The organism is Aliirhizobium wenxiniae (assembly GCF_014201355.1).
Classification (GTDB): Bacteria; Pseudomonadota; Alphaproteobacteria; order Rhizobiales; family Rhizobiaceae; genus Neorhizobium; species Neorhizobium wenxiniae.
Genome location: NZ_JACHEG010000001.1, coordinates 1,343,718 through 1,365,377 on the forward strand (window position 1 = coordinate 1,343,718; position 21,660 = coordinate 1,365,377).

Below are 21,660 nucleotides of genomic sequence, written 5' to 3' on the forward strand. Positions count from 1 at the left end.
TTCCCCCACCCACCCCACGGGAAAGCGTCGGCCCACGCTAATGACGTGAGGCCGGTGTTGCTCCCGGAGAGGAATTCGAGAACCAATCGCAGCCAGTTTACTCGCTTTGGTTGTGAATTCACTCTTAATATTAGGCACAGATAATGCAACGAAATGCCCGCTGCATGATGAACAAGTAACCCTAATATTCCGGCTTTCATTCGATATTGATCTGTAGAATAGCGATCAGACAGGCGTGACGCGGATGATATCCGCCAGAAGATCATGCAACTGGTCACGATAACCGTTACGCGCAGACGGGCCGCTTTCATTCGACGTCATCACCACCGTCATGGCAAGTGACGGGATGACATAGACCATCTGCCCTCCATAACCCCATCCGAACTTGACATCCTCTCCACCGATCTCCCGCATGAACCACCCATAGCCGTAGGCATCGCCCGAAAAACGGGAGTTGGTGCGCGAGGTCCATGACTGGTCGATCCAGGATTGCGAGACCACCTGCCGGCCTTGGTTCGACTTACCGTCATTGCGGTAAAGCTCTCCAAAAGCCATCAGCGAGCGGGCGGACATCGCCATCTGGTTTCCGCCCAGATAGATGCCCTGTGGGTCACGCTCCCATGCCCCGATCCTGAAACCATCGACCGGCTCCAGCCATTCACGCGCCAGCGCCAGGGTCGATTTTGCCCCGACCCGGGTCAGAATGGCGGAGAGAAGATGCGTCGATGCAGTCGAATACAGCATCTCGCCACCCGGTTCGCCATCGAACGGTTCTGACAGGGCAAATCGCACCCAGTTCGGGCTTGCCACCCACCGCCCGTAATTCGGTCCCGACATTCGCGACAACCCGGCCTGCATCGAAAGCAGGTTGCCTATCGTGACCTCGTGAAGACGCGGATCGGGATTGCGTGGCAGATCGGCTTTCAGGATCGGTGCTATCTTCTGATCGGTCCCTTCCAGAAGCTTGCGATCGATAGCGATACCGACAAGGCAGGAAATGATCGATTTCGACGCCGACTTGATGTTGCTCGACGCCGCAAGCGAACGTCCGTTGAAGGCCCGCTCGGCCAGCGGCTCTCCATTGCGATAGACCAGAACCACCTTCAGCGGTTCCAGCCCGGCGGCGCGGTCGAGAACCGTTTTCAACGTCTCGGGCGGTTGAGGCACCGGCTGCTGGGCAAATGCGCGACCGGCGACGAACAGGAATGGAGCGGACAGGAGTGCGGAACGACGTGTGATCATGGGTCGAGAGATAGGGCAATGCGATTGCTGCAATAAGGCGGAACCTGCAGCCTCACGCCGAAATGAATCTCCGTGACCTGCCTCAGATATCAGCTTCCGCAAATATCTTCGCGACCCAGTCGATGAACACCCGCACGCGCGGCGAGAGCTGGCGGTTTTGCGGATAAAGAGCGGAAAGCGGTGTGGGCGGCGGCGGAAAATCCGGCAGCACTTCCACCAGCGTGCCGTCATCGACATGTCGCTGCAGGTGATAACGCGGCGCCTGCATCAGGCCGAAGTCTCTGCGGGCAAGATCCATGACCGTATCGGAATTGTTGACGGTGACGCGCCCCGGCAAGGTCACGTAGCGCACGGTTTCTCCCACCACAAATTCGAGCGGCATGATCTGCCCCGTGCGTGAAGAGATGAAGCCGACCGCCTGATGTCCATCCAGCTCGTCCGGCGTTTGCGGCATGCCATGGCTTTTGACATAGTCCGGGCTGGCGCAGGTCATCTCGCGGATGGAACCGAGCCTGCGCATGATCAGCGAACTGTCGCTTGCCTCCCCCGCCCGGATCACGCAGTCGACACCCTCGCGCACAAGATCCACAAACCGGTCCCCCTGACCGAACTGGATCTCCAGCAACGGATAGCGATCGAGAAACGACCGCAGATGCGGCAACAGAAAGGTCTGGGTCAGCATAGGATGCGCATCAACCCGCAATATGCCCTGCGGTTTCGCATCCCGAAAGATCGCCTCCGCCTCATCCACATCGGCAAGGATCGACAAGCAACGTTGATAAAATGCGCTGCCATCCAGCGTCACGGCCACATGTCGTGTCGTCCGCTCAAGCAGTCGCGCGCCGACATCGGCTTCCAAAGTCTTGATCGCCTGCGTGGCGGTGGAGCGGGCCAGCCCCAGATCGGCGGCAGCCGCAAGAAAACTGCCCCGTTCCACCACCCGCACGAAAAGCTGCATGCGCAATAATCTGTCCATGGCAATTGTTCATCACATGCAAATTGTCATGTCAAATGACCGCCATTGTTCTCCATGGAGATCATCATATCTTCATCACCAGAAAAGGAGAATTACCATGACCGAGAACACCAACCGCGTAGCAATCATCACCGGCGCCTCCAAGGGGATAGGCAAGGCTCTGGCCCTGCGTCTCGCCAAGGATGGCCTTGCCGTCGTCGTCAACTATGCATCGAGCCAGAGTGCTGCCGATGATGTCGTCCGCGAAATCGAAACGGCTGGCGGCAGGGCAATCGCTGTCAAGGCAGATGTCGGCACGTCGGCAGGCGTCACAGCACTCTTCGATGCGGCAGAGAAAAGCTTCGGCGGCATCGATATCCTGGTCAACAATGCCGGCATCATGAAGCTCTCGCCGCTGATCGAAATGGATGACGCCGAATTCGACAGGCACGTCACCATCAACCTCACCGGCACATTCTACGGCATTCGCGAGGCCGGTAAGCGGCTGCGCGAGGGCGGCCGGATCATCAACTTTTCATCCAGCGTCGTCGGCATGTACGGTCCGGGTTACGGCCCCTATGCCGCCAGCAAGGCAGGCGTCGAGGCAATGACCCATGTTGCCTCCAAGGAACTCGGCAAACGCCGGATCACCGTAAACGCCGTCGCCCCCGGCCCGGTGGAAACCGAACTGTTCATGACCGGCAAGTCGGAAGAACTGGTCCAGAACATAATCCGCAACATTCCGCTCGGCCGTCTCGGCCAGCCGGACGATATCGCCTCCGTCGTCTCGTTCCTGGCAAGCACCGAGAGCGGTTGGATCAACGGCCAGGTCCTGCGCGCCAATGGCGGCATGATCTGAAACGCGAACAAGAAGGGAAATTCCAATGCCGTTCGTCAACATCAAGACGCCGGAAGGCGCACTGACAAAGGCCCAGAAGGAAGAGATCGTGCATCGCACGACCGACATGCTGGTCGAATACATGAGTGAGGCTGCCCGCCCCCACACGCTGGTGCTGATCGAGGAAGTGAAGGATGGCGGCTACGGCCGCGCCGACGAGATTTTCGTCATTCCCGAAGCATATCGTGCTCCGGCCGGAGCCTGAACACTCTCGCCATACAAAAAGGCGGCGCGAACAGGTCGCGCCGCACTAAAGACCCCCCGCCCTATTCCTCTATCAGAAGCGGTAGGTGACACCTGCACCGATCAGCCACGGATCGATCTTGGCCTTGCCCGAAAGCGGGACACCCAACGGGCTGTTGTCAACTTTCCAATCCGTTTCGAGGAAGATCTTCTTCACGTCGAAATTGATACCCCAATGTTCGTCGAGCATGTAGTCGAAACCGGCCTGCAGAGCCCAGCCGAAGTCATTCTTGACGTCGAGATTCTTGAAGCCACCCTTGTCGGACTGATTGTAGAACATCGAGTAGTTGATGCCCGCACCGACATACGGCTTGAACGCGCCGAAATCGGTAAAGTGATACTGCAGCGTCAGTGTCGGCGGCAGAAGCCAGGCCTTGCCCACATCCAGATCTGCAGCACCAGTCGTGTTGATCTTGGCATAGGTCGTGCCGAGGATCAGTTCTGCGGCAATATTGTCGGTGAAGAAGTAGCTGATATCCACTTCCGGGATGACAGTGTCGCTATATTCCAGCCCGAGAGCAGAGTTCTGGTCGACCGAACCGCTATCCTTGGTGATGACGCCAAGCGCGCGTACGCGGATCTGCCACGGGCTCGGAGAGGAAATCGCTTCGTCTGCAACGGGCGCGACCTGAGCGGGCGCCATGTCCGCAGCTGCTGCCCCGAATGCGAAAAAGCCTGCGCTGATCCCCACCATCCAACGCGCATAGTTCCTGCTGCTGATTGTCATAAAACATCTCCTTCCAGCCTGCCTGAATCTTCTGGAAAAGATCTAAAACTCGTGTAGTTGCAGACACTTGATCGAGATCAAGTGTACCCATTAGCTAATCAAGGAGACGGCGGTTGTTGCCTAAATGACGCAGTGGCGATGCGCCGCTGATTTCCTCTCGCTCCACGGGATACCGCAAAGGAAAAGCCCCGCCTCCGGAACTGGAGGCGGGGCTTCGGGATGATCGGAGCAGCCGCGAGGCCTTTTTGCTGAACAATTTTATTTCAGGCCAGCTTGCGACCACTCGCAACGATCATGCCCACAGCGCCCTCAAGCCAGGCGGATTTCAATTCCAACGCCAGAAAACGGTCGCGTTGGAACGGGCCGGGCATGACGAGATGCGCAGTCTTTTCGGCAAAGAAGCCGAACCGCTCGTAGTAGGCGGCATCACCGACCAGCAGGATCGCTCCATGGCCACGATTGTGTGCCTCAGCAATCGCGGCACGCATCAATGCGCCGCCGATTCCTCGACCTTCCTGATCGTTAGATACGGCAAGCGGCCCGAGCAGAAGCGCCTCAATCGGATTGCCTTCCGGCGAAATGCCGGCTTCGACGTTCCACAAACGAACCGTACCGATCACATGGCCGTCGCCATCGCGAGCGACGAGCGCCAGACCTTCCGCCGGCAGGCGGTTGCGGCGGATCTTCTCCGAAGACTTCTTACGGCGGTCAGCCCCCATCGCGCGGTCGAGCAACGTCTCGCGTGCAACGACATCGGCCGGAGTTTCCGTATCGATCGTGTAGGTTTGGCTCGGCGCAAAGAATGCGCGGACAGAATCAAGAACAGTGGCCATCTTTGGGCCTCCCGCACTTAAAACCGTTTCAGACGGTATCGAGGGTTCATTGTGGATTTGCGGCCCCCGGCTGGAGGTTCGGGAACCGCGAAACTATCGGCAGAAACTGCCTAAGACGACGCCAATTAGATGACGTATGCCTTGAGCGGCTCGAAGCCGTTGAAGGCGACGGCCGAGTAGGTTGTCGTGTAGGCGCCAGTGCCTTCGATCAGAACATCGTCACCGATCGAAAGGGAGATCGGCAGCGGATACATGTTCTTTTCGTACATCACGTCGGCCGAATCGCAGGTCGGGCCGGCCAGAACGCAGGGCTCCATCTCGTCACCGTCACGCTCGGTGCGGATCGGGTAACGGATGGCCTCATCCATGGTTTCGGCCAGACCGCCGAACTTGCCGATGTCGAGGAAGACCCAGCGGTGGTTGTCGTTGTCCGACTTGCGCGAGACGAGAACGACTTCCGCCTTGATGACGCCTGCATTGCCGACCATGCCGCGACCCGGCTCGATGATCGTCTTCGGCAGGTTGTTGCCGAAATGCTTGCGCAGCGAAGCGGAGATCGCCTGGCCGTATTCCTCGGCCTTCGGGATGTCGCGCAGGTACTTGGTCGGGAAGCCGCCGCCCATGTTGACCATCTGCAGGACGATGCCCTGCTTGGCCAGCTGTGAGAAGACGCGCTTGGCATCGGCCAGAGCCGAATCCCAGGCATCGACCTTGGTCATCTGCGAACCGACATGGAACGACACACCGTAGGATTCGAGGCCCAGCTGGTGAGCGTAGACGAGAACGTCAACGGCCATCTGCGGTACGCAGCCGAACTTGCGCGACAGCGGCCATTCGGCGCCTTCACCGTCGGTCAGAACGCGGCAGAATACCTTCGCGCCCGGAGCGGCACGGGAGATCTTTTCGACTTCCTCATGGCTGTCGACAGCGAAGAGACCGACGCCGAGTGCGTGTGCACGGGCGATATCGCGTTCCTTCTTGATCGTGTTGCCGAAGGAGATGCGGTCGGCGGTTGCACCAGCATCGAGAGCCATCTGGATTTCGGCGACGGAAGCGCAATCGAAGCTCGAGCCGAGAGAGGCGAGCAGTTTGAGGATTGCCGGTTCCGGGTTTGCCTTGACGGCGTAGTAGATCGCGCTGTCCGGCAGGGCATGACGGAACGCATGGAAATTGTCACGTACGACATCGAGGTCGACAACGAGGCACGGGCCTTCCGGACGTCGGGTCTTGATGAAGTCGAGGATGCGAGCAGTGGTCATGGGTCAGTCCCTTCGAAATCTCAAAGCTCCGGCTGCGAACCGGAGGACAAAGGACGGATAAGAATGCGCTCGGCGCCAGTAGTTGGAGACACTGGTACCGTGAGCACGCTTTACCGCGCGATATGTAGACCAACGCCCTGCCACGAGCTTTGATCCGGCTTTGTCTGCCTTGGATTGGAGGGTTGTCCCTACCGCACTTCCGGCAATGATGGTGTGCCTCTTCAGAATTGCAAGCTGATGGAAAGCCTGCAGAGACTAGAAAGGCCCGCACCGTCGTTGCTTCAGATGTCCTCGCATTTTCCGGTTGGCCGGAATAGCGACTGGAGGGGTTAGTTCCAGGTACCTTACCGATGACCTCACCTTAGAGATAAATCTCAATTCGAGGGTCGGCGGACACCCATGGGCACGTGCGACTTTGGGCAAAGCGGGAGATAAGAATATTCGCCGTCATAATCAAGAGATTTTTTACGCTCGACCATATTTTTACATTGGTCCATAAACATCGAACAACGCGCCGATATTCGTTCAGTATTTAGGAGACACCACTTGGATACCCTCACCCGCATGCGCGCCTTCATCGATGTGGTCGAAGCTGAGGGTTTCTCGGCCGCCGCGCGGCGTACCGGCCGCTCCAAGGCACTGCTCTCCAAATACGTCCGCGAGCTTGAGGATGATCTGGGCGCGCTGCTTTTGAACCGCACGACGCGGCAGTTCTCTCTCACCGAAGCGGGCCACACCTATTATCGCAGCGCTTCGGACATATTGAAGGAGATCGACAACCTCGCTGACCTAGTGCGCGAAGGCAATGCGGACCTCAAGGGCCGCTTGCGCGTTTCCGTGCCACGCACTTTCATCGACGCCGATGTCGGCCAGTCGCTGATCGATTTCGCCAAGGCTCATCCCGATGTTCAGCTGGAAATCGTAGCCGATGACCGGTTCGTCGATCTGATCGAGGAAAATTTCGATCTGGCGATCCGCATCACCCGTCTGGAAGATTCCGGCATGATCGCAAAAAAGCTCAATGATTTCCGCGTCCACGCTGTCGCGACCGCAGATATAGTCGCGCAATACGGCCCGCTGGAACATCCGCAGCAGTTGAGCAATGTCCCCTTCATCATCGACACCAATACGCGCGGGCATAACAATATCCGCTTCGTCGAAAAGGACGGCTCGACACTATCCGTCGGCGTCTCTGGCCCGATTGAGGTCAACAGCCCGCAGGCAACCCTACGCGCCGCCCGCGCGGGCTTGGGCGTTGCGATCATCCCGGATTTCATCGCCAACGCCCATATCCAGTCCGGCGAACTCGTCACACTTTTCGATGACTACATCATCAAGGATCGCGGCATCTATGCCGTTTATCCTCATCGCCGCTATCTGCCGGCCAAGGTCAGAAGCTTCGTCGATTTTCTCGCCAACTGGTTCCGCCAGGCGAGATGACGCAATAGATGACACAGTAATTGTGTAACATGTGAGTCGAAATTCCGTCCCATTTCAACGGCACAGCAGGCTGGACCGGATCACACGGGGACAAACACAGGCGCCGGACCGAATGAGAAAAAGACTCGCGATCATCACTGCCCTTGCAGCCTGTACGCTGCCTTATGCCGCCTCGGCCCATCCCCACATCTTTGTCGAATCGCGGCTGGAAGTAATCGGCGGGCCGGATGGCATGGTGCAAGAGCTGCGCAATGTCTGGCGTTTCGACGAGGTCTTCTCGTCCAGCGTATTGCTGGATTTCGACAAGAACACCGACCTGAAGCTCGACGAAGGGGAATTGGCGGAACTCGGCGAGACGATGCGCACCTCGCTTGGCGACTACCACTACTTCACCGCTCTGACGATGAACGGCGCAACTGTCGGCGTGCAAAAACCGGACGTGATCCACGTCACCTTCAAGGATGGTCAGATCCTCGTCTTTTTCTCGGTCAAACCGGACAAGCCGATGCCGCTCAAGGGCAGGCTGACCTTCGGCATCTACGACCCCACCATGTATACCGCGATCGACTTCCCGACCGACAAGGATCTGGTGGCCGAAGGCCCCGCCTTCGCCAAATGCCAGCACAAGGTCGTCCGTCCGGATCCCGACGAGGTTCTCTCCCAGAACAGCACCTCGCTGACCGATGCGTTTTTCAACGATCCGACCGGAACCGACATGTCGAAAATGTTTGCGACCCGTCTGGAGCTGACATGCTGAAATCTCCAAGGCTCGGTGTAGCGACAGCCTTTGCCGCTGCTGTCTTTGCCAGCCTGTATCTCGCGAGTGCCGTTCATGCGCAGTCGCCCCTCGGGGTCGGTTCGGCAGAACCCTCTTTTTCTGTCGGCGGACCGTTCGCCCCCTATCTCAGCTGGATCAATTACTACCAGCAATCCTTTTACCGCGCCTTGACCGGCGCGCTGAAAGCGATGCGCGAAGATCCCTCCGCCCTGGCAGGCCTGATCGGCCTTTCTTTCGCCTATGGTGTCTTCCACGCCGCTGGCCCCGGCCACGGCAAGGCGGTCATCTCCTCCTACATGATCGCCAACGAGGTGGAGCTGCGCCGCGGCGTCGCCATCTCGTTTGTCTCGGCGCTTCTCCAGGGTCTGGTCGCGATCCTTGTCGTCGGTGCCGCCTTTGTTGTCCTGCGCGGTTCGGGCATCACCATGACCAAGGCGACATGGGCGATGGAAGTCGCAAGTTTTGCCATGGTCGCCCTCTTCGGCGCCTGGCTGCTGGTGAAAAAGCTTCGCGCGCTGAAATTACGGGTTGTGCGTGTCCCGGACGCCGCCCCGGCAACCGGCACACTGTTCGATGGACCCGCCGCAAGCCGCAGCTCCACCGGCCTGAATTTCAAGGCCGTAGAAATCGACGACCATGACTATGAAGGCGACGGCGATTATTGCGAGGCCTGCGGTGTCAGCCACATGCCCGATCCGAAGATGCTGGACGGCAAGGAATTCAGCCTCAAGGAAGCCTGGTCGGCGATCATCGCAGTCGGCCTGCGCCCCTGCTCCGGCGCCATTCTGGTCATGAGCTTTTCGCTGCTTAACGGCCTTTATCTCGGCGGCATCCTGTCGGTGCTGGCAATGTCGCTCGGCACCGCGATCACCGTCACGATCCTCGCCTCACTCGCGGTCGGCGCCAAGGATATAGCCCTCAAGGTTGCCGGACCTGGTTCGAAAACAGGCCGCCGCGTCGGCCATGCGATCGAGATCGGCGGCGCGCTTTTCGTTCTGCTGGTGGGGCTCTCGCTGCTAGGCGCGTCGCTACAGGCGTAGGCTTTAGCGTCGGCGCTGATACCGCGCCCTCAGCCAGAAGATCCAGAAAAAACCGAGCAGCAGGATCGCGCCGACGACGAAGGCAAGTGCTGGCGAATACTGGCCGATCCAGAGCACCAGAGACGGCAGGAAATAGATGACCGCGACGGCGCCGATCATGATCAGCGCCGCGGCAATCATCTGCGATTTCGTCTCCGGCTTCATGCTCATATCCTCAGCTGCCGATTTCGGCGCGGATATCCTCCAGCCGGCGCTTCTGGCCACCGTCGGCATCAAAATTCTCCGGCGCAAGCCAGGCTTCGAATGCCGCGTTGATTACAGGCCACTCGCTGTCGATCATCGAGAACCATGCCGTATCGCGGTTTGCGCCGCGGGAAATCACATGCTGGCGGAACACACCTTCGAAGGTGAAGCCATAACGGATAGCCGTTCTTTTGCTCGGCTCGTTTTCGTTATGGCACTTCCACTCGTACCGGCGATAGCCGAGATCCTCGAAGACATGCTTCGCCATAAGGTAATGCAGTTCGGTCGCCATCGGCGAACGCTTCATCGCCTCGCCATGTGCAACTGAGCCGACTTCAACGACACCATTCTTGGGATCGGGCCGCATATAGCTCGCCATCCCGACGACCTTGCCGGTCGCATTTTCCCGCGCCACTAGCGTGATGAAGCTGAGATTGGCTTGCGCACCCTCTACCCATGCACCGAACTCATCCGCGGTGGCATAGTCCTCATTGGGAAAATAGCGGATCAGATCGTTGATCCCCTCTCCGCCCAGAGCATCCCACAGCGCCTGCAGATGCTTGTCGCGATCATAGGGCTCGAGAGTAACGAACCGTCCCTTCAATGTAACAGGCTTGGGAGCTGCAACTTTATAGGTTTTCAGATCTTGCATCGGAATGGCCTTGTTTCGGTATCCGACGATTAAGTCAGGGACATTCCAAAGGCAATGCCGCACCTGCCATTGGGCGTGGAGCCTGATGGCGAACGCCTCGTCCCCAATTTATCATCAATCAATATTTGGCTCGGCGGATATATTGTTGTTGGCCTGAGATGGATTTAAATTCGGCTGAGATTTTGGGGTGCAAAAGATGCCCGTAAACCTGCCGCAAAAATCTCCGATAGACCCTCGCCTGCTGACATTGCTGGGCCATGTCGCCGAAAGCTCTGGACGCCTCTGTCTTTCCGAGGATGAATATGAATTTCTGGAGGCGGAGACGTTCTTTCAGGATGCGGCGCGCAACAAGCTCATAACCATCGATCACGGCGGAGAATGGTCGACGGGAGCGGTAATCTCAATAACGCGCGAAGGCCGCCTTATGATCGGCTCACCCGAACCCGAAAGCATCTGGAAAAGGCTTGAAGGCCTTTTCCGCCGCCGCATCGGTGGCGCAGACGGCTGACCGATAAGGGAGCCGGTCTGAACCGGCCCCCGTTCCTGTCAATCTAGGTTATCCAGAGATCAGATCTCCTTCGCGCCACTGGTCTGCTGTCCAGTTTCTGATCCGCATGCGACGAGCAATAAATCCGCAAAGGAATGGGGTGATTGCGAAGCTCGCAACGATCACTACGGGGATAAGATATTTCGCCTGATCGACAAAGGTCGGCACCGAAAGAACGGTGATGATGCCGACACCGAATAGCACGGCATTGATCATCAGCGCGCACATCACTTTCAGCCAGATATCGGTCGGAATTTTCTCGGTTTCCATCATTGCCTTGCTCCTTTCAATGCCGACAAAAGCACTGGAGCCAGGATTGTTCCGACAAAACACAACCGATACGCGTCTTCCGTATCTTCTCTACACTGCCGGAGACGCAACCTTGGCCGACGAAACCGTGGCGTCGATATGGTCGATCAAGGCGTCGGGCAGATTGAGACGGCCAGCAAGCATATCGAGATAACCGCGCTCCGCCCGCGTATCTGGATCGATCGTCAGCCTTGTTGCAGTATAGAGTTCGACCTTCTGCTCCTCGGTGCGCGCAGCAGCCACCAGATCGTCGATGTCGACCGGATTGGCGAGTTCCTCGGCAATGAACGCCTCGGCTTCGGCCCCGAGATCGACGGCATGGATTTTTTCCATGATGTTGGCGCGCTCGGCCTGATCGATATGGCCGTCAGCCTTGGCAGCAGCGATCATCGCCCTGACGAGCGTCAGCGCAAAATCATTGGAAAGCTGCGGCGACTGAAGGCTGAAGGCGGAATCCGGTGGCGGCAGCGCAATCGGCTCGGCCGAAGTCGGCTGCGGTTGCGGCGCTGTCTGCGGCGACTGTCCCGACTTGTAATTCTTGTAGGCGAGATAACCGAGGCCGGCGACAGCAGCGATACCGCCGATCGTCACGGCATTGCCGGCAAGCTTGCGGCCTGTCTTTGTGCCGAGAATGGCGGCTGCGATACCCGCAGTCTTCAGAGGATTGTTCCTGGCGATGTCCGTGACCTGCCCGGCCCATCCCGAGGCGGATCCGGATTTGTCGCTTCCCGAGCGCCCGGGAACCTGTGACCCGAGGAACTGGTCGAGAAGCTTTTTCGCATCGAACATCGATATCTCCTGTCGGTTGAATTTCGATTGGGAGATAGGAACGAAAACGCGGGAAAACAATTTTCCCGCGTGACCGATAACGAAATTGTCAGAACGCTTCGGGGAATATCCCCGGTGATCTCAACCCTTCAGTGCGAAGGCTTCCGAAGCAAGCTTGGTGATGCCGGCCCAGTCGCCTGCAGCAACCAGCTCCTTCGGAGCAACCCACGAGCCGCCGACGCAGACGACGTTCGGCAGCGACAGGTAATCCTTGGCATTCTTCAGCGAGATACCACCGGTCGGGCAGAAGAACGTACCTGCGAGCGGCGAGGACCATGCCTTAAGCATGGCAGCCCCACCAGCCTGCTCGGCCGGGAAGAACTTCATCACGTCATAACCGGCTTCGCGCAGCGTCATGACTTCGCTCGGCGTTGCCGTGCCCGGCAGAAGTGGAACAGCGGAATCCTTGGCGGCAGCCAGAACGCTCGGTGCAACGCCCGGCGAAACGATGAAGGTAGAGCCGGCCTTGACGGCAGCTTCGTAATCCTTGGAGTTCAGAATGGTGCCGGCACCGACATTGGCGCCTTCGACTTCGGCAGCAACTGCCTTGATGGCATCGAGTGCCGCCGGCGTGCGCAAGGTGATTTCGATGGCGCGCAGGCCACCGGCAACCAGCGCCTTGGCCAGATCAACAGCCGATTTCGCGTCGTCTACGATCAGCACCGGAACGACCGGCTGCAATTTGAGGATGGAAAGGACTTTCTCGGTTTTGCTAGCCATGCACGTTCTCCCTGAAACGATTGAAAATATGGCCCCGGAAATAAACGTCGGCACGGTCATTGTCGAGAAAAAACCGGGCGGTGCGACAGAACGCATTTTCCAATCGTCATGTTTGCACTAGGTTGCTGCCGATGTTCCAAGACAGGTGTAAATGACATGGCGAAGGAAATCGAGCGGAAGTATCTGGTCAGAACCGACGGCTGGCGCTCCGGCGCCTCCTCGTCCTCCAGCTTCCTGCAGGCCTATATCGCTTCCGGCAAGGATCGTTCGGTTCGTGTTCGCATCATGGATGGCGAAAGGGCGAAGCTGACGATCAAGATCGGCCGCGACCTCTTCGCCCGCGACGAGTTCGAATATGACGTTCCGCTTGCCGATGCCAAGGAAATGGCAGAGCAAGCCCTCGGCGTCGTTCTGGAAAAGACCCGCTACTTTGTCCCCTATGAAGGTTATACTTGGGAAGTGGACGTCTATGCCGGTGCCTATGCCGGTCTGGTCGTGGCAGAGGTCGAGATCGCCAACGAGAAGGACCGGCCGCACCTGCCCGACTGGATAGGCAAGGAAATCACCGGTGACCGGCGTTATTCGAACGTCAACATGGCAGTTGAAGACCTGAGCGAGGAACTCGTGCATGGCTTACCGTTTAAGGCCGTCTGAACCCTTCACCACCGAATTCTGTTCCGTTGCCCGGCAGCAGCTTTCGAAAGCGATAGGCCATCTAGAAGATCAGCCCGACGGCCCGCACGAAGCCATTCACGACGCCCGCAAGCGCTTCAAGCGTGTTCGTTCCCTCTACCGGCTCATCCAGCCGGATGCTCCGGATTTCCGCAGGCAGGAGAATGCAAGGATCCGCGATATCGCCAGGCAACTCTCGTCCGTACGCGATGCGACCGCACTCGTCGAAACCGTAACCTATCTGGCAGACTTCGCGGCCTCTCCCGAAGAAAAAAACGCGCTCGAAACGGCACGAACGACGCTTACCGCCCGTAGAGATCGCATCGCTGCGGAAGAACATGACCTTCCCGCCAAGATCGCCTCGGCGATCGAGGGTTGCCGCGAAGCGATCGACGCGCTCGATGCCCTGAACCTTTCGGACACCCCGCGCAAGACGGCAAAGCATCTTGGAAAGGCCTGGAGAAAGCAGCTTGAAAAAGCCCATGCCGCGGTGAGCGAATGTGAGAAGCAGGGCGGCGCCGAAACCTATCACGAACTGCGAAAGAGCGGGCAGGCCTATTGGATGCACATCTCGCTTCTGCGTGAAATCTGGCCCTCTGCGATGCAGGCGAAACAGAACGAATGCAAGACGCTGGTGGATCTTCTGGGCCACGAGCACGATCTCTCGGTCCTCACCGAATTGGCGGACAAGGAGCCCAGCCTGTTCGGCAGTGGCGACAGGCTTGCACGCCTGCTCGCGGCAATCATCAATCGTCAGCAGACGCTGCGGCGCGATGCGATGGAAAAGGCTCAAGGACTGCTGGCAGAGACACCGGAGGAAGAGGCCGCCCTGATCGCGCTCCTTTGGGAGAGAGCGGCAGGAACCAGCTCCGGCAAGACCAACAGGAACGGAGCAGAACCTCGAAAAGCAGAGGAAGAATCCGCGTTGCGCGGCGCGCGATAGCGCTGTATTTGAGCCCCATGACAGACAATCAGATCACATCTCGGTCCCATGCGACCGACGGGGCAACCAATGGCTTCCTCGTTGCGGCGCTTTATCATTTCGCCCGTTTCGAGCGTTTCGAGGCGTTCCGCGAGCCCTTGCAGGCTTTCTGTGACGAGAACGGCATCAAGGGTACGTTGCTGATTGCCCGCGAAGGCATCAACGGCACGGTTGCCGGCACCGACGATGCGATCGCCCGCCTGCTCGCTCATCTGCGCGGCCAGCCGGAATTTGCCAATCTGGAGCACAAGGAAAGCCGCGCATCGAAGATGCCTTTCCTGCGCATGAAGGTCCGGCCGAAAAAAGAGATCGTCACCATGGGCGTCGAGGATATCGACCCCAACAAGATCGTCGGTACTTACGTCGACCCGAAGGACTGGAACGCGCTGATATCCGATCCAGAAACGATCCTGATCGACACGCGCAACGACTACGAGACCGCGATCGGCATCTTCAAGGGCGCCGTCGATCCGAATACGAAGACCTTCCGCGAGTTTCCGGACTGGGTGCGCAACAATACCGGCCTGCACAACAAGCCGAAGATCGCCATGTATTGCACCGGCGGCATCCGCTGCGAAAAGGCGACCGCCTTCATGAAGGAAGAAGGCTTCGAAGAGGTCTATCACCTGAAGGGCGGCATCCTCAAATATCTCGAGGAAGTGCCGGAAGAGGAAAGCATGTGGGAAGGCGCCTGCTTCGTCTTCGACGAGCGCGTCTCGGTCGAGCATGGCCTGAAGGAAGGCAATCACAAGCTCTGCCACGCCTGCCGCAATCCGATCACTGCCGAAGAGATCACCTCTGCGAAATACGAGGAAGGCGTCTCCTGTTCCAACTGCTACGACACACGCAGTGAGGCCGACCGCCTGCGCTACCGCCAGCGGCAGCACCAGATCGCCCTCGCCAAGAAGCGCGGCTTAAGGCATATCGGTAGCTGAGGAGATAGCGGGTGAAGAACGTTCTCTTCGTCTGCAGCCAGAACAAACTGCGCAGCCCGACGGCCGAGCAGATATTTGCCGACTGGCCGGGAATAGAGACTTCTTCCGCGGGCACGAATAACGACGCAGAAAACCCGCTTTCCGACGAACTCGTCGAATGGGCGGACATCATCTTCGTGATGGAACGCACCCACAGAACCAAACTGCAACCGAGATATCGCGCCGCGATGAAGAGCGCGCGCCTCATCTGCCTTGATATTCCCGACGACTATCAATTCATGGATCCACGCTTGGTGGAGCTTCTGAAAGTTAAGGTCCCGCGCTATCTCTGACTAATGTCACGCCAGCGAAAAGATCGCCCTGCGCTCATCGCGCCGGAAAACGCTATCAATATCGTCAGCCGACATCGGTTGGCCGAACAGGTAGCCCTGCAACTGATCACAGCCTGTGAGCCGCAACTGCAGCACCTGGGCATCCGTCTCCACACCTTCGGCGGTAACTGGAATATCCAGCGAGCGCGCAAGTGCCACGGTCGCATGCAGAAGGTCGACCGCGCTTCGTTCCTGATCGAGCGCGTGGATCAGAGATTTGTCGATCTTCATGCGGTCGAAACCGAACTGCCTGAGATAACCGACGCTTGAGAAACCGGCGCCGAAATCGTCGAGTGCGATATGGACCCCCAGCCGCCGCAGCTCGGCCATCGAGGTTTTCGCTCGGTCGGCATTCTGGATGAAATAACCTTCGGTCATCTCCAGCGTGATTTCGGCGGGGCTGGCTTCTGTCTGGCGAAGCACGCAGGCAACGTTCTGCGGAAACGCAGGGTCGCGGAATTGCCCCGGAGAGATGTTGACCGACAGCTTCAGGCCCGGCCAGCGTTTCACCGTCTCGCAGGCACGATGCAACACAAAGAGACCGAGCTGATCGATCAGGCCGGAGGTTTCGGCGATCGGAATGAAGACATCCGGGGAAACCGCGCCATAGCCCCTGCGGTTCCAGCGGGCCAGCGCCTCCACCCCTACGATCCTGCCATCCTGCGCCGAGACCACCGGCTGATAGACAACGTTCAGCTCCTGCCGTTCGATGGCGATCCTGAGGTCGATTTCGAGCCTGTGGCGCTCCTCCCGCTCGGCATCCATGTCCGGCGTGTAATACTCAAAGCGGCTGCGCCCGCTATCCTTGGCCCGATACATCGCCATGTCGGCGCGCCGGACCAGTTCTCCACCATTAACACTGCCGCGCGCGGATATCGCGATGCCGATGCTCGTGCCGATCACGGCCACCCGCTCACCGATGGTGAAGGGCTCCGCGAAAAAGCCTAAAATGCGCTCGCACAGCATCGCCGTCTCGCGGCCCGGATCGTCCGAAAGAACTGCAATGGCAAACTCGTCTCCACCGACCCGCGCAAGCACAGCCCCCTCGCCTACGAGGATCCTCAGCCCTGCCGCGACGCTGCGGATCAGCGTGTCGCCGGTACCATGCCCATAGGCATCGTTGACTTCCTTGAACCCGTCGAGATCGAGATAGAGCATCGTCACGCTCTGCCCGTTGCGCGCGCCTTCCTCCACCATATCATCGAGAGCCATGAAGAAACCCGTACGGTTGAGCAGACCACTCAGCCTGTCGGTCATCGCTAGACGGCGCGCCGAGGCCTCATCGGCTTTCAGTCGATTGAGAGTATTCGTTCCGGCAACCAGCAGAAGCAGGAAGAAAAGCCCGACCATGGCCACCGCGCTGTAAACCAGTGAGCGGACCTGAAGGTAGCTGACGTCCCCCGGCTTGCGCGGCGTCCAGCCAAGCTTTGCCAGAAGCCGGCCATGCACGTTACGGATCTCGACTGCATTGGGCAGCGCCTCATCGGCACCGACGAAATGCAGTCCGCCAATGACATAGGTCTCCCCGAGTGCCGCAACCTTCTCGTTATCGAGATGGCGTGCGAAAACCAGATAGCGCCGGTTTTCCGCAGACACGTCGATAGCACCCGACTTCTCGCGGATGAGAGCGACACCGATCGCCGAAACACCCTTGCTGGTAGCGATAAATCCTGTCGCCTCCGGTACGCTCTCCGGACCAGCCGACTGCGCCTTGTCGAAAAGTGTCCAGAGCGATGAATCGAAATAGTCGCCGGGTGCCCAGTCGACCGGATGACCGTCCTGATAGGACATCAACACATTGCGATGGGTGTCCAGCAGCATCGCAACGTCGAAAAGATCGCTGTTGACGGTCATGTCGCCGAAATTGCTGACGATCCAGTCCTGCCCGTCCGGCGCATAAACGAAATTCGCCGCATCGTCCCAGGCGGCATAGTCGTTCAGCGTCGCATGAAGCTGATCCTGAAAGGTCCGAACTGCACCACTGGTCGTCGCACGCGACCGTTGTTCATCGAGATTGTTGGTGTGGTCTGCGATCCGGTTGACGGCCGTGAGAATGAAGACCGTGACGAGAAAAACGACAATGGCGAAGGCGCCGAGCATCGAAGTCACGGCGGACTTGCGCCCAACGTTCACGGGGCGTCGGAAACGGAATGATAACAGCCCCATAGAACCCCTCACTAAACCAGAAGTTTATCGCGAATATTCCTTCAGATACAGTTAAGATTGAAGTGAAAGATACCACATCAAAAAGAAGCCCCTTACGCGATCTCTCGCGTAAGGGGCTGTAACAGATCAATATTTTCGCTTGGCAGCAGATTACCAGGACGGGATCAGCGCACCCTTGTATTCATCATTGATGAACTTGCGGATGCTTTCGTCGTGATAGGCTTCGACCAGCGTCTTGGCCCAGGGAGCGTCCTTGTCGGCGGAGCGTACAACAATGATGTTGGCGTAGGGCGACTTTTCGCCTTCGATGGCGATCGCGTCCTTCTTAGGGTTCAGGCCGGCTTCCATGGCGTAGTTCGTGTTGATGACGGCGGCATCGACGTCATCGAGCGAACGCGGCAGCTGGGCAGCGTCGAGTTCGGAGAATTCGATCTTTTTCGGGTTCTCTATGATGTCCGAAGGCGTGACCTTGATACCGGCATCCGGCTTGAACTTGATCAGCCCCTTCGAAGCCAGAACCAGCAGAGCGCGGCCGCCATTGGTCGGGTCGTTCGGGATGGCAACGGTGTCGCCGTCCTTCAGTTCATCGAGGCTCTTCACCTTCTTGGAATAGACGCCCATCGGGGTGGTGATCGTCTTGCCGATGGCAACGAGATCGAACTTGCGGTCGGCGATCTGGTTGTCGAGGTAAGGCTGGTGCTGGAACGAGTTGGCCTGGATGTCGCCGTCGTTCAGAGCCTGGTTCGGCACGACATAATCCGAGAACTCGATGATATCGATGTTGAGGCCCTTGGTCTTGGCGACGGCGGCAACCTTTTCCATGATATTGGCGTGTTCACCCGGCGTGACGCCGACCTTGATGTCTTCGGCAAGTGCGGAGCTTGCGGCAGCAAGCGCAAATGCGGCGGCGAGTACGAGCTTCTTCATTGGATGTTTCCTCACGATTTTATTGGGTTTATGGCGCCGCCGGCCCGTTTTGTTGGGAGCCGGACCGACGGCGCAATGGTTAAGCGCTTACCAGGTCGGCGTGATCGCGCCCTTGAACTTCTCTTCGATGAAGGCCGACACTTCCGGGCTATGATAGCTTTCGACGAAGGTCTTCACCCAGTCGGCATCCTTGTCTTTGGCGCGAACTGCGATGACGCCGACGTATGGCGCCTTGGTGCTTTCCTGGAAAATGCCGTCCGTCTTCGGGTTGAGGCCGGCGGCAAGCGCGTAATTGGTGGTGATGGCGGCGAGATCGACGTCATCGAGCGAACGCGGCAGCTGGGCAGCGTCGAGTTCGAGAATGTTCAGCTTCTTCGGGTTCTCGGTAATGTCGGCAACCGAGGCCTTCACGCCGATACCGTCCTTGAGTGTGATCAGCTTCTGGTCTGCCAGCAGCAGCAGCGCACGCGCACCGTTGCTCGGGTCATTCGGGATGGCGACCGACGCACCGTCCTTCAGCTCGGACAGAGCCTTGATCTTCTTTGAATAACCGGCCATCGGGAAGTTGACCGACTTCGCCACGCTGACGAGATCGAGCTTCCGCTCCTTCACCTGGTTGTCCAGATAAGGCTGGTGCTGGAACGAGTTGATGTCGATATCGCCATCCGACAGCGCCTGGTTCGGCACGACATAATCGGAGAACTCAACGACATCGAGTTCAAGTCCCTTCTTGGCGGCGACTTCCTTTACCTTCTCAACGATCTGCGCATGCGGACCGGGCGTCACGCCGACCTTCTTGGTTTCAGCAAGCGCCGCACCGGTGGAGAAGAGAGCGGCAAGAGTGGCCGCAACAATCAGTTTCTTCATTATCTTGTCCCTCTGAAAACTCAGTTCTTGCGGTTACGTTTATCGAAACGACGGGCCAGTGCATCGCCGGCGCTCTGGACAAGCTGGACGAGTACGATCAGCACGACGACAACGGCGAGCATCATTTCCGGCATGAAGCGCTGGTAACCGTAGCGGATGCCAAGGTCGCCGAGACCGCCGCCGCCAACGGCACCGACCATTGCCGAATAGCCAATCAGGCTGACCATGGTCATGGTGAGTGCCGCCATCAACGAAGGCCGGGCTTCCGCCAAAAGCACCTTGAAGACGATCTGCGTCGGCGTCGCACCCATCGCGCGGGCAGCCTCGATCAGACCCTTGTCGATCTCCCGGATCGCAGCTTCGACGAGACGTGCGAAGAAAGGAATGGTCGCGATCGTCAGCGGCACGATTGCCGCATAGGTGCCGATCGACGTGCCTGTAATCAGTCGCGTGAACGGAATGATCGCAACAACGAGAATGATGAAGGGCGTGGAGCGCGCCGCATTGATGATCAGGCCGACGATGCGGTTGATCGTCGGAGCCGGGAACAGTTCACCCCGACCGCTGGTAGCCAGGAAGATGCCGATCGGCAGACCGATCAGCGAACCGATCACTCCGGCGGCGGCAACCATCTGCAGCGTTTGACCAAGCGATTTCAGGATCAGGTTCAGCATCATATCAGGCGACATAGCCGAGCACCTCCGTGGAAAGGCCGGTTTCGGCATAGAAGCGATTGGCCCGCTCGATGACGGCGGGTTCTGCGGAATAGGATACGACCAGGGAGCCGAAAGGCTTGCCGCCGATCTCCTCGATCCCGCCTGCGAGAATGTTGACGTCGGAACCAAGCTCAGCAACGAGCCGGCCAGTAAGTGGCTGGAAAGCGGTCTCTCCGAAGAAGACAAGCCGCACCAGCGCCCGGTCGCCTGCCGAAGGGGAATGCTTGATACCTGTCCGCAGCCATTCCGGCAGCGCCAGAGACGAAGCGAGCAGTGTCCGCGTCGTATCGTGTTTCGGGCTGGCATAGACGTCGAAGACCCGGCCCGACTCGACGATCAGCCCCCTGTCGATGACGGCAACGTCGGTGGCAATAGTCTTCACCACTTCCATCTCGTGGGTGATCAGCAGCACGGTCAGGCCAAGCTCGGCATTGATGCGCTTCAGAAGTTCGAGAATGGACTGCGTCGTTTCCGGATCGAGAGCCGAGGTGGCTTCATCCGAGAGCAGAAGCTTCGGATCTGTCGCCAGCGCACGGGCAATGCCGACGCGCTGCTTCTGGCCACCCGACAGTTCGGACGGATAGCTGCCCGCCTTGTCGCCGAGACCGACCAGATCGAGCAACGGCCCGACCTTGGCCTTGATCGTCTTCGCATCGACGCCGGCAATTTCCAGCGGAAGCGCGACGTTGTCGAAAGCGGTGCGGGACGACAGGAGATTGAAGTGCTGGAAGATCATGCCGATCTGCCGGCGCAGATCGCGCAGGCCCGATTCCGGCAGACCACCGACTTCCGTACCATCGACGATGACCTTGCCGGATGTCGGCTTTTCAAGCCCGTTGACCAAGCGAATAAGCGTCGACTTGCCGGCGCCCGAGCGGCCGATAATGCCGGTGATCGCGCCGTGTGCAACGGTGAAATCGATCCCGTCAAGGGCCGTGAAAGCGGGCTGGCCGCCCGTACCGCCGAAGCGCTTCGTTACGCCCTCGAAGGAAACCATGGGAGTGCCGGAAGACGCCCCCTGGTTTATTCCCTCCGCTCGGACGGACGGCGCGACACCTGTCGCGGCATGTTGGATGGTCATTTGAAACTCACGAGTTAAGTCAGGTCATTCTTGGCGGCGAGAATACCGCTCGATCACGCGCCCAGACGGCACATTCGATGACAGGTGACTTTCCGGAGCATTTCGATCGGCTTTCTCTTGGAAAAAGGCGTAGCAGCCTTGTTGGTGGCAGATCAATGCCCCGGCCCTACCCTAATTCCTAGGGATGGAATTTCAATTATTGGCGAGCGAGGGAAAAACTCTTCCTAAG

Annotated in this window: 25 protein-coding genes; 10 read left to right on the top strand and 15 right to left on the bottom strand. The window is 58.6% G+C overall.

From position 1 onward, the window contains the following. Window positions 1-225: 225 nt before the first annotated feature. Together HNQ72_RS06540 and HNQ72_RS06545 are read right to left on the bottom strand one after the other, a co-directional pair. Window positions 226-1,242 carry a serine hydrolase domain-containing protein gene (locus tag HNQ72_RS06540; protein ID WP_183990643.1) on the bottom strand — a complete coding sequence of 339 codons (1,017 nt, stop codon included), beginning with the start codon at window positions 1,240-1,242 and terminating at the stop codon, window positions 226-228. Between the two features lie 82 nt (window positions 1,243-1,324). Then, window positions 1,325-2,218, bottom strand: a complete 894-nt coding sequence (locus tag HNQ72_RS06545; protein WP_183990645.1) for a LysR substrate-binding domain-containing protein — start codon at window positions 2,216-2,218, stop codon at window positions 1,325-1,327. Window positions 2,219-2,315: 97 nt separating this feature from the next. Between HNQ72_RS06545 and HNQ72_RS06550 the strand changes: the two genes are divergently transcribed. Both HNQ72_RS06550 and HNQ72_RS06555 read left to right on the top strand, forming a co-directional pair. Continuing rightward, entirely contained in the window at window positions 2,316-3,056 is a 741-nt protein-coding gene (locus HNQ72_RS06550; protein ID WP_183990647.1) for an SDR family oxidoreductase, read from the top strand. Window positions 3,057-3,081: 25 nt separating this feature from the next. Further along, window positions 3,082-3,300 carry a tautomerase family protein gene (locus tag HNQ72_RS06555; RefSeq protein WP_183990650.1) on the top strand — a complete coding sequence of 73 codons (219 nt, stop codon included), beginning with the start codon at window positions 3,082-3,084 and terminating at the stop codon, window positions 3,298-3,300. Between the two features lie 72 nt (window positions 3,301-3,372). On the opposite strand, the gene HNQ72_RS06560 is transcribed toward HNQ72_RS06555, so the two are convergent. From HNQ72_RS06560 to odc2, 3 genes are all read right to left on the bottom strand, one after another. Continuing rightward, window positions 3,373-4,032: an OmpW/AlkL family protein gene (locus HNQ72_RS06560; protein ID WP_244654355.1), complete on the bottom strand. Its 660-nt coding sequence runs from the start codon at window positions 4,030-4,032 to the stop codon at window positions 3,373-3,375. A gap of 296 nt (window positions 4,033-4,328) precedes the next feature. Beyond that, window positions 4,329-4,898 (bottom strand): GNAT family N-acetyltransferase, encoded by a 570-nt coding sequence (locus HNQ72_RS06565; RefSeq protein ID WP_183990653.1) that lies wholly within the window; start codon window positions 4,896-4,898, stop codon window positions 4,329-4,331. A 125-nt stretch (window positions 4,899-5,023) separates the two neighbouring features. Further along, window positions 5,024-6,157, bottom strand: coding sequence for an ornithine/lysine decarboxylase (odc2, locus tag HNQ72_RS06570; RefSeq protein WP_183990655.1), 1,134 nt, complete (start codon window positions 6,155-6,157; stop codon window positions 5,024-5,026). Between the two features lie 546 nt (window positions 6,158-6,703). Between odc2 and HNQ72_RS06575 the strand changes: the two genes are divergently transcribed. The 3 genes from HNQ72_RS06575 to HNQ72_RS06585 all read left to right on the top strand — a co-directional run bounded on the left by HNQ72_RS06575 (window position 6,704) and on the right by HNQ72_RS06585 (window position 9,415). Further along, window positions 6,704-7,597, top strand: a complete 894-nt coding sequence (locus HNQ72_RS06575) for a LysR family transcriptional regulator (protein WP_183990657.1) — start codon at window positions 6,704-6,706, stop codon at window positions 7,595-7,597. A gap of 112 nt (window positions 7,598-7,709) precedes the next feature. Further along, window positions 7,710-8,354, top strand: a complete 645-nt coding sequence (locus tag HNQ72_RS06580) for a DUF1007 family protein (protein ID WP_183990660.1) — start codon at window positions 7,710-7,712, stop codon at window positions 8,352-8,354. After that, complete coding sequence (locus HNQ72_RS06585; RefSeq protein WP_183990662.1) at window positions 8,348-9,415, top strand: nickel/cobalt transporter; 1,068 nt, start codon at window positions 8,348-8,350, stop codon at window positions 9,413-9,415. Before HNQ72_RS06580 ends, HNQ72_RS06585 begins: the two co-directional genes overlap by 7 nt. A 3-nt stretch (window positions 9,416-9,418) precedes the next feature. On the opposite strand, the gene HNQ72_RS06590 is transcribed toward HNQ72_RS06585, so the two are convergent. Both HNQ72_RS06590 and HNQ72_RS06595 read right to left on the bottom strand, forming a co-directional pair. Next, window positions 9,419-9,619: a hypothetical protein gene (locus tag HNQ72_RS06590; protein WP_183990664.1), complete on the bottom strand. Its 201-nt coding sequence runs from the start codon at window positions 9,617-9,619 to the stop codon at window positions 9,419-9,421. Between the two features lie 10 nt (window positions 9,620-9,629). Then, the gene (locus HNQ72_RS06595) at window positions 9,630-10,310 is read right to left on the bottom strand and encodes a GNAT family N-acetyltransferase (protein ID WP_183990666.1); all 681 of its coding nucleotides are present in this window, start codon (window positions 10,308-10,310) and stop codon (window positions 9,630-9,632) included. Between the two features lie 196 nt (window positions 10,311-10,506). On the opposite strand from HNQ72_RS06595, the gene HNQ72_RS06600 reads away from it, so the two are divergent. Continuing rightward, entirely contained in the window at window positions 10,507-10,818 is a 312-nt protein-coding gene (locus tag HNQ72_RS06600; protein WP_183990668.1) for a hypothetical protein, read from the top strand. Window positions 10,819-10,866: 48 nt separating this feature from the next. On the opposite strand, the gene HNQ72_RS06605 is transcribed toward HNQ72_RS06600, so the two are convergent. The 3 genes from HNQ72_RS06605 to HNQ72_RS06615 form a co-directional block, all read right to left on the bottom strand. After that, window positions 10,867-11,127: a hypothetical protein gene (locus tag HNQ72_RS06605; protein ID WP_244654307.1), complete on the bottom strand. Its 261-nt coding sequence runs from the start codon at window positions 11,125-11,127 to the stop codon at window positions 10,867-10,869. A 90-nt stretch (window positions 11,128-11,217) separates the two neighbouring features. Next, window positions 11,218-11,955: a tellurite resistance TerB family protein gene (locus HNQ72_RS06610; protein ID WP_183990670.1), complete on the bottom strand. Its 738-nt coding sequence runs from the start codon at window positions 11,953-11,955 to the stop codon at window positions 11,218-11,220. A 120-nt stretch (window positions 11,956-12,075) separates the two neighbouring features. After that, window positions 12,076-12,714, bottom strand: a complete 639-nt coding sequence (locus HNQ72_RS06615; RefSeq protein ID WP_148143337.1) for a 2-dehydro-3-deoxy-phosphogluconate aldolase — start codon at window positions 12,712-12,714, stop codon at window positions 12,076-12,078. Window positions 12,715-12,870: 156 nt separating this feature from the next. Here HNQ72_RS06615 and HNQ72_RS06620 point away from each other — a divergent pair, with 156 nt between their 5' ends. Genes HNQ72_RS06620 through HNQ72_RS06635 form a run of 4 tightly spaced genes read left to right on the top strand, consistent with a single transcriptional unit; the run spans window position 12,871 to window position 15,635 of the window. Then, window positions 12,871-13,368 (top strand): CYTH domain-containing protein, encoded by a 498-nt coding sequence (locus HNQ72_RS06620; RefSeq protein WP_183990678.1) that lies wholly within the window; start codon window positions 12,871-12,873, stop codon window positions 13,366-13,368. Beyond that, window positions 13,343-14,329, top strand: coding sequence for a CHAD domain-containing protein (locus HNQ72_RS06625; RefSeq protein ID WP_183990679.1), 987 nt, complete (start codon window positions 13,343-13,345; stop codon window positions 14,327-14,329). Before HNQ72_RS06620 ends, HNQ72_RS06625 begins: the two co-directional genes overlap by 26 nt. Before the next feature lie 17 nt (window positions 14,330-14,346). Further along, window positions 14,347-15,303 (top strand): oxygen-dependent tRNA uridine(34) hydroxylase TrhO, encoded by a 957-nt coding sequence (trhO, locus tag HNQ72_RS06630; RefSeq protein ID WP_183990680.1) that lies wholly within the window; start codon window positions 14,347-14,349, stop codon window positions 15,301-15,303. 11 nt (window positions 15,304-15,314) lie between these two features. After that, window positions 15,315-15,635 carry a low molecular weight protein tyrosine phosphatase family protein gene (locus tag HNQ72_RS06635; RefSeq protein WP_183990682.1) on the top strand — a complete coding sequence of 107 codons (321 nt, stop codon included), beginning with the start codon at window positions 15,315-15,317 and terminating at the stop codon, window positions 15,633-15,635. A 6-nt stretch (window positions 15,636-15,641) separates the two neighbouring features. Here HNQ72_RS06635 and HNQ72_RS06640 read toward each other — a convergent pair whose 3' ends face one another. The 5 genes from HNQ72_RS06640 to HNQ72_RS06660 form a co-directional block, all read right to left on the bottom strand. Continuing rightward, window positions 15,642-17,840 (bottom strand): bifunctional diguanylate cyclase/phosphodiesterase, encoded by a 2,199-nt coding sequence (locus HNQ72_RS06640; protein WP_183990684.1) that lies wholly within the window; start codon window positions 17,838-17,840, stop codon window positions 15,642-15,644. A 150-nt stretch (window positions 17,841-17,990) separates the two neighbouring features. Continuing rightward, window positions 17,991-18,767, bottom strand: coding sequence for a MetQ/NlpA family ABC transporter substrate-binding protein (locus HNQ72_RS06645; RefSeq protein WP_148143321.1), 777 nt, complete (start codon window positions 18,765-18,767; stop codon window positions 17,991-17,993). Between the two features lie 87 nt (window positions 18,768-18,854). Further along, window positions 18,855-19,634: a MetQ/NlpA family ABC transporter substrate-binding protein gene (locus tag HNQ72_RS06650; RefSeq protein ID WP_183990686.1), complete on the bottom strand. Its 780-nt coding sequence runs from the start codon at window positions 19,632-19,634 to the stop codon at window positions 18,855-18,857. A gap of 20 nt (window positions 19,635-19,654) precedes the next feature. Then, a complete protein-coding gene (locus HNQ72_RS06655; protein ID WP_183990688.1) occupies window positions 19,655-20,323 on the bottom strand; it encodes a methionine ABC transporter permease in 669 nt (222 codons plus the stop codon). Continuing rightward, entirely contained in the window at window positions 20,313-21,347 is a 1,035-nt protein-coding gene (locus HNQ72_RS06660; protein WP_183991381.1) for a methionine ABC transporter ATP-binding protein, read from the bottom strand. Before HNQ72_RS06660 ends, HNQ72_RS06655 begins: the two co-directional genes overlap by 11 nt. Window positions 21,348-21,660 lie beyond the last annotated feature (313 nt).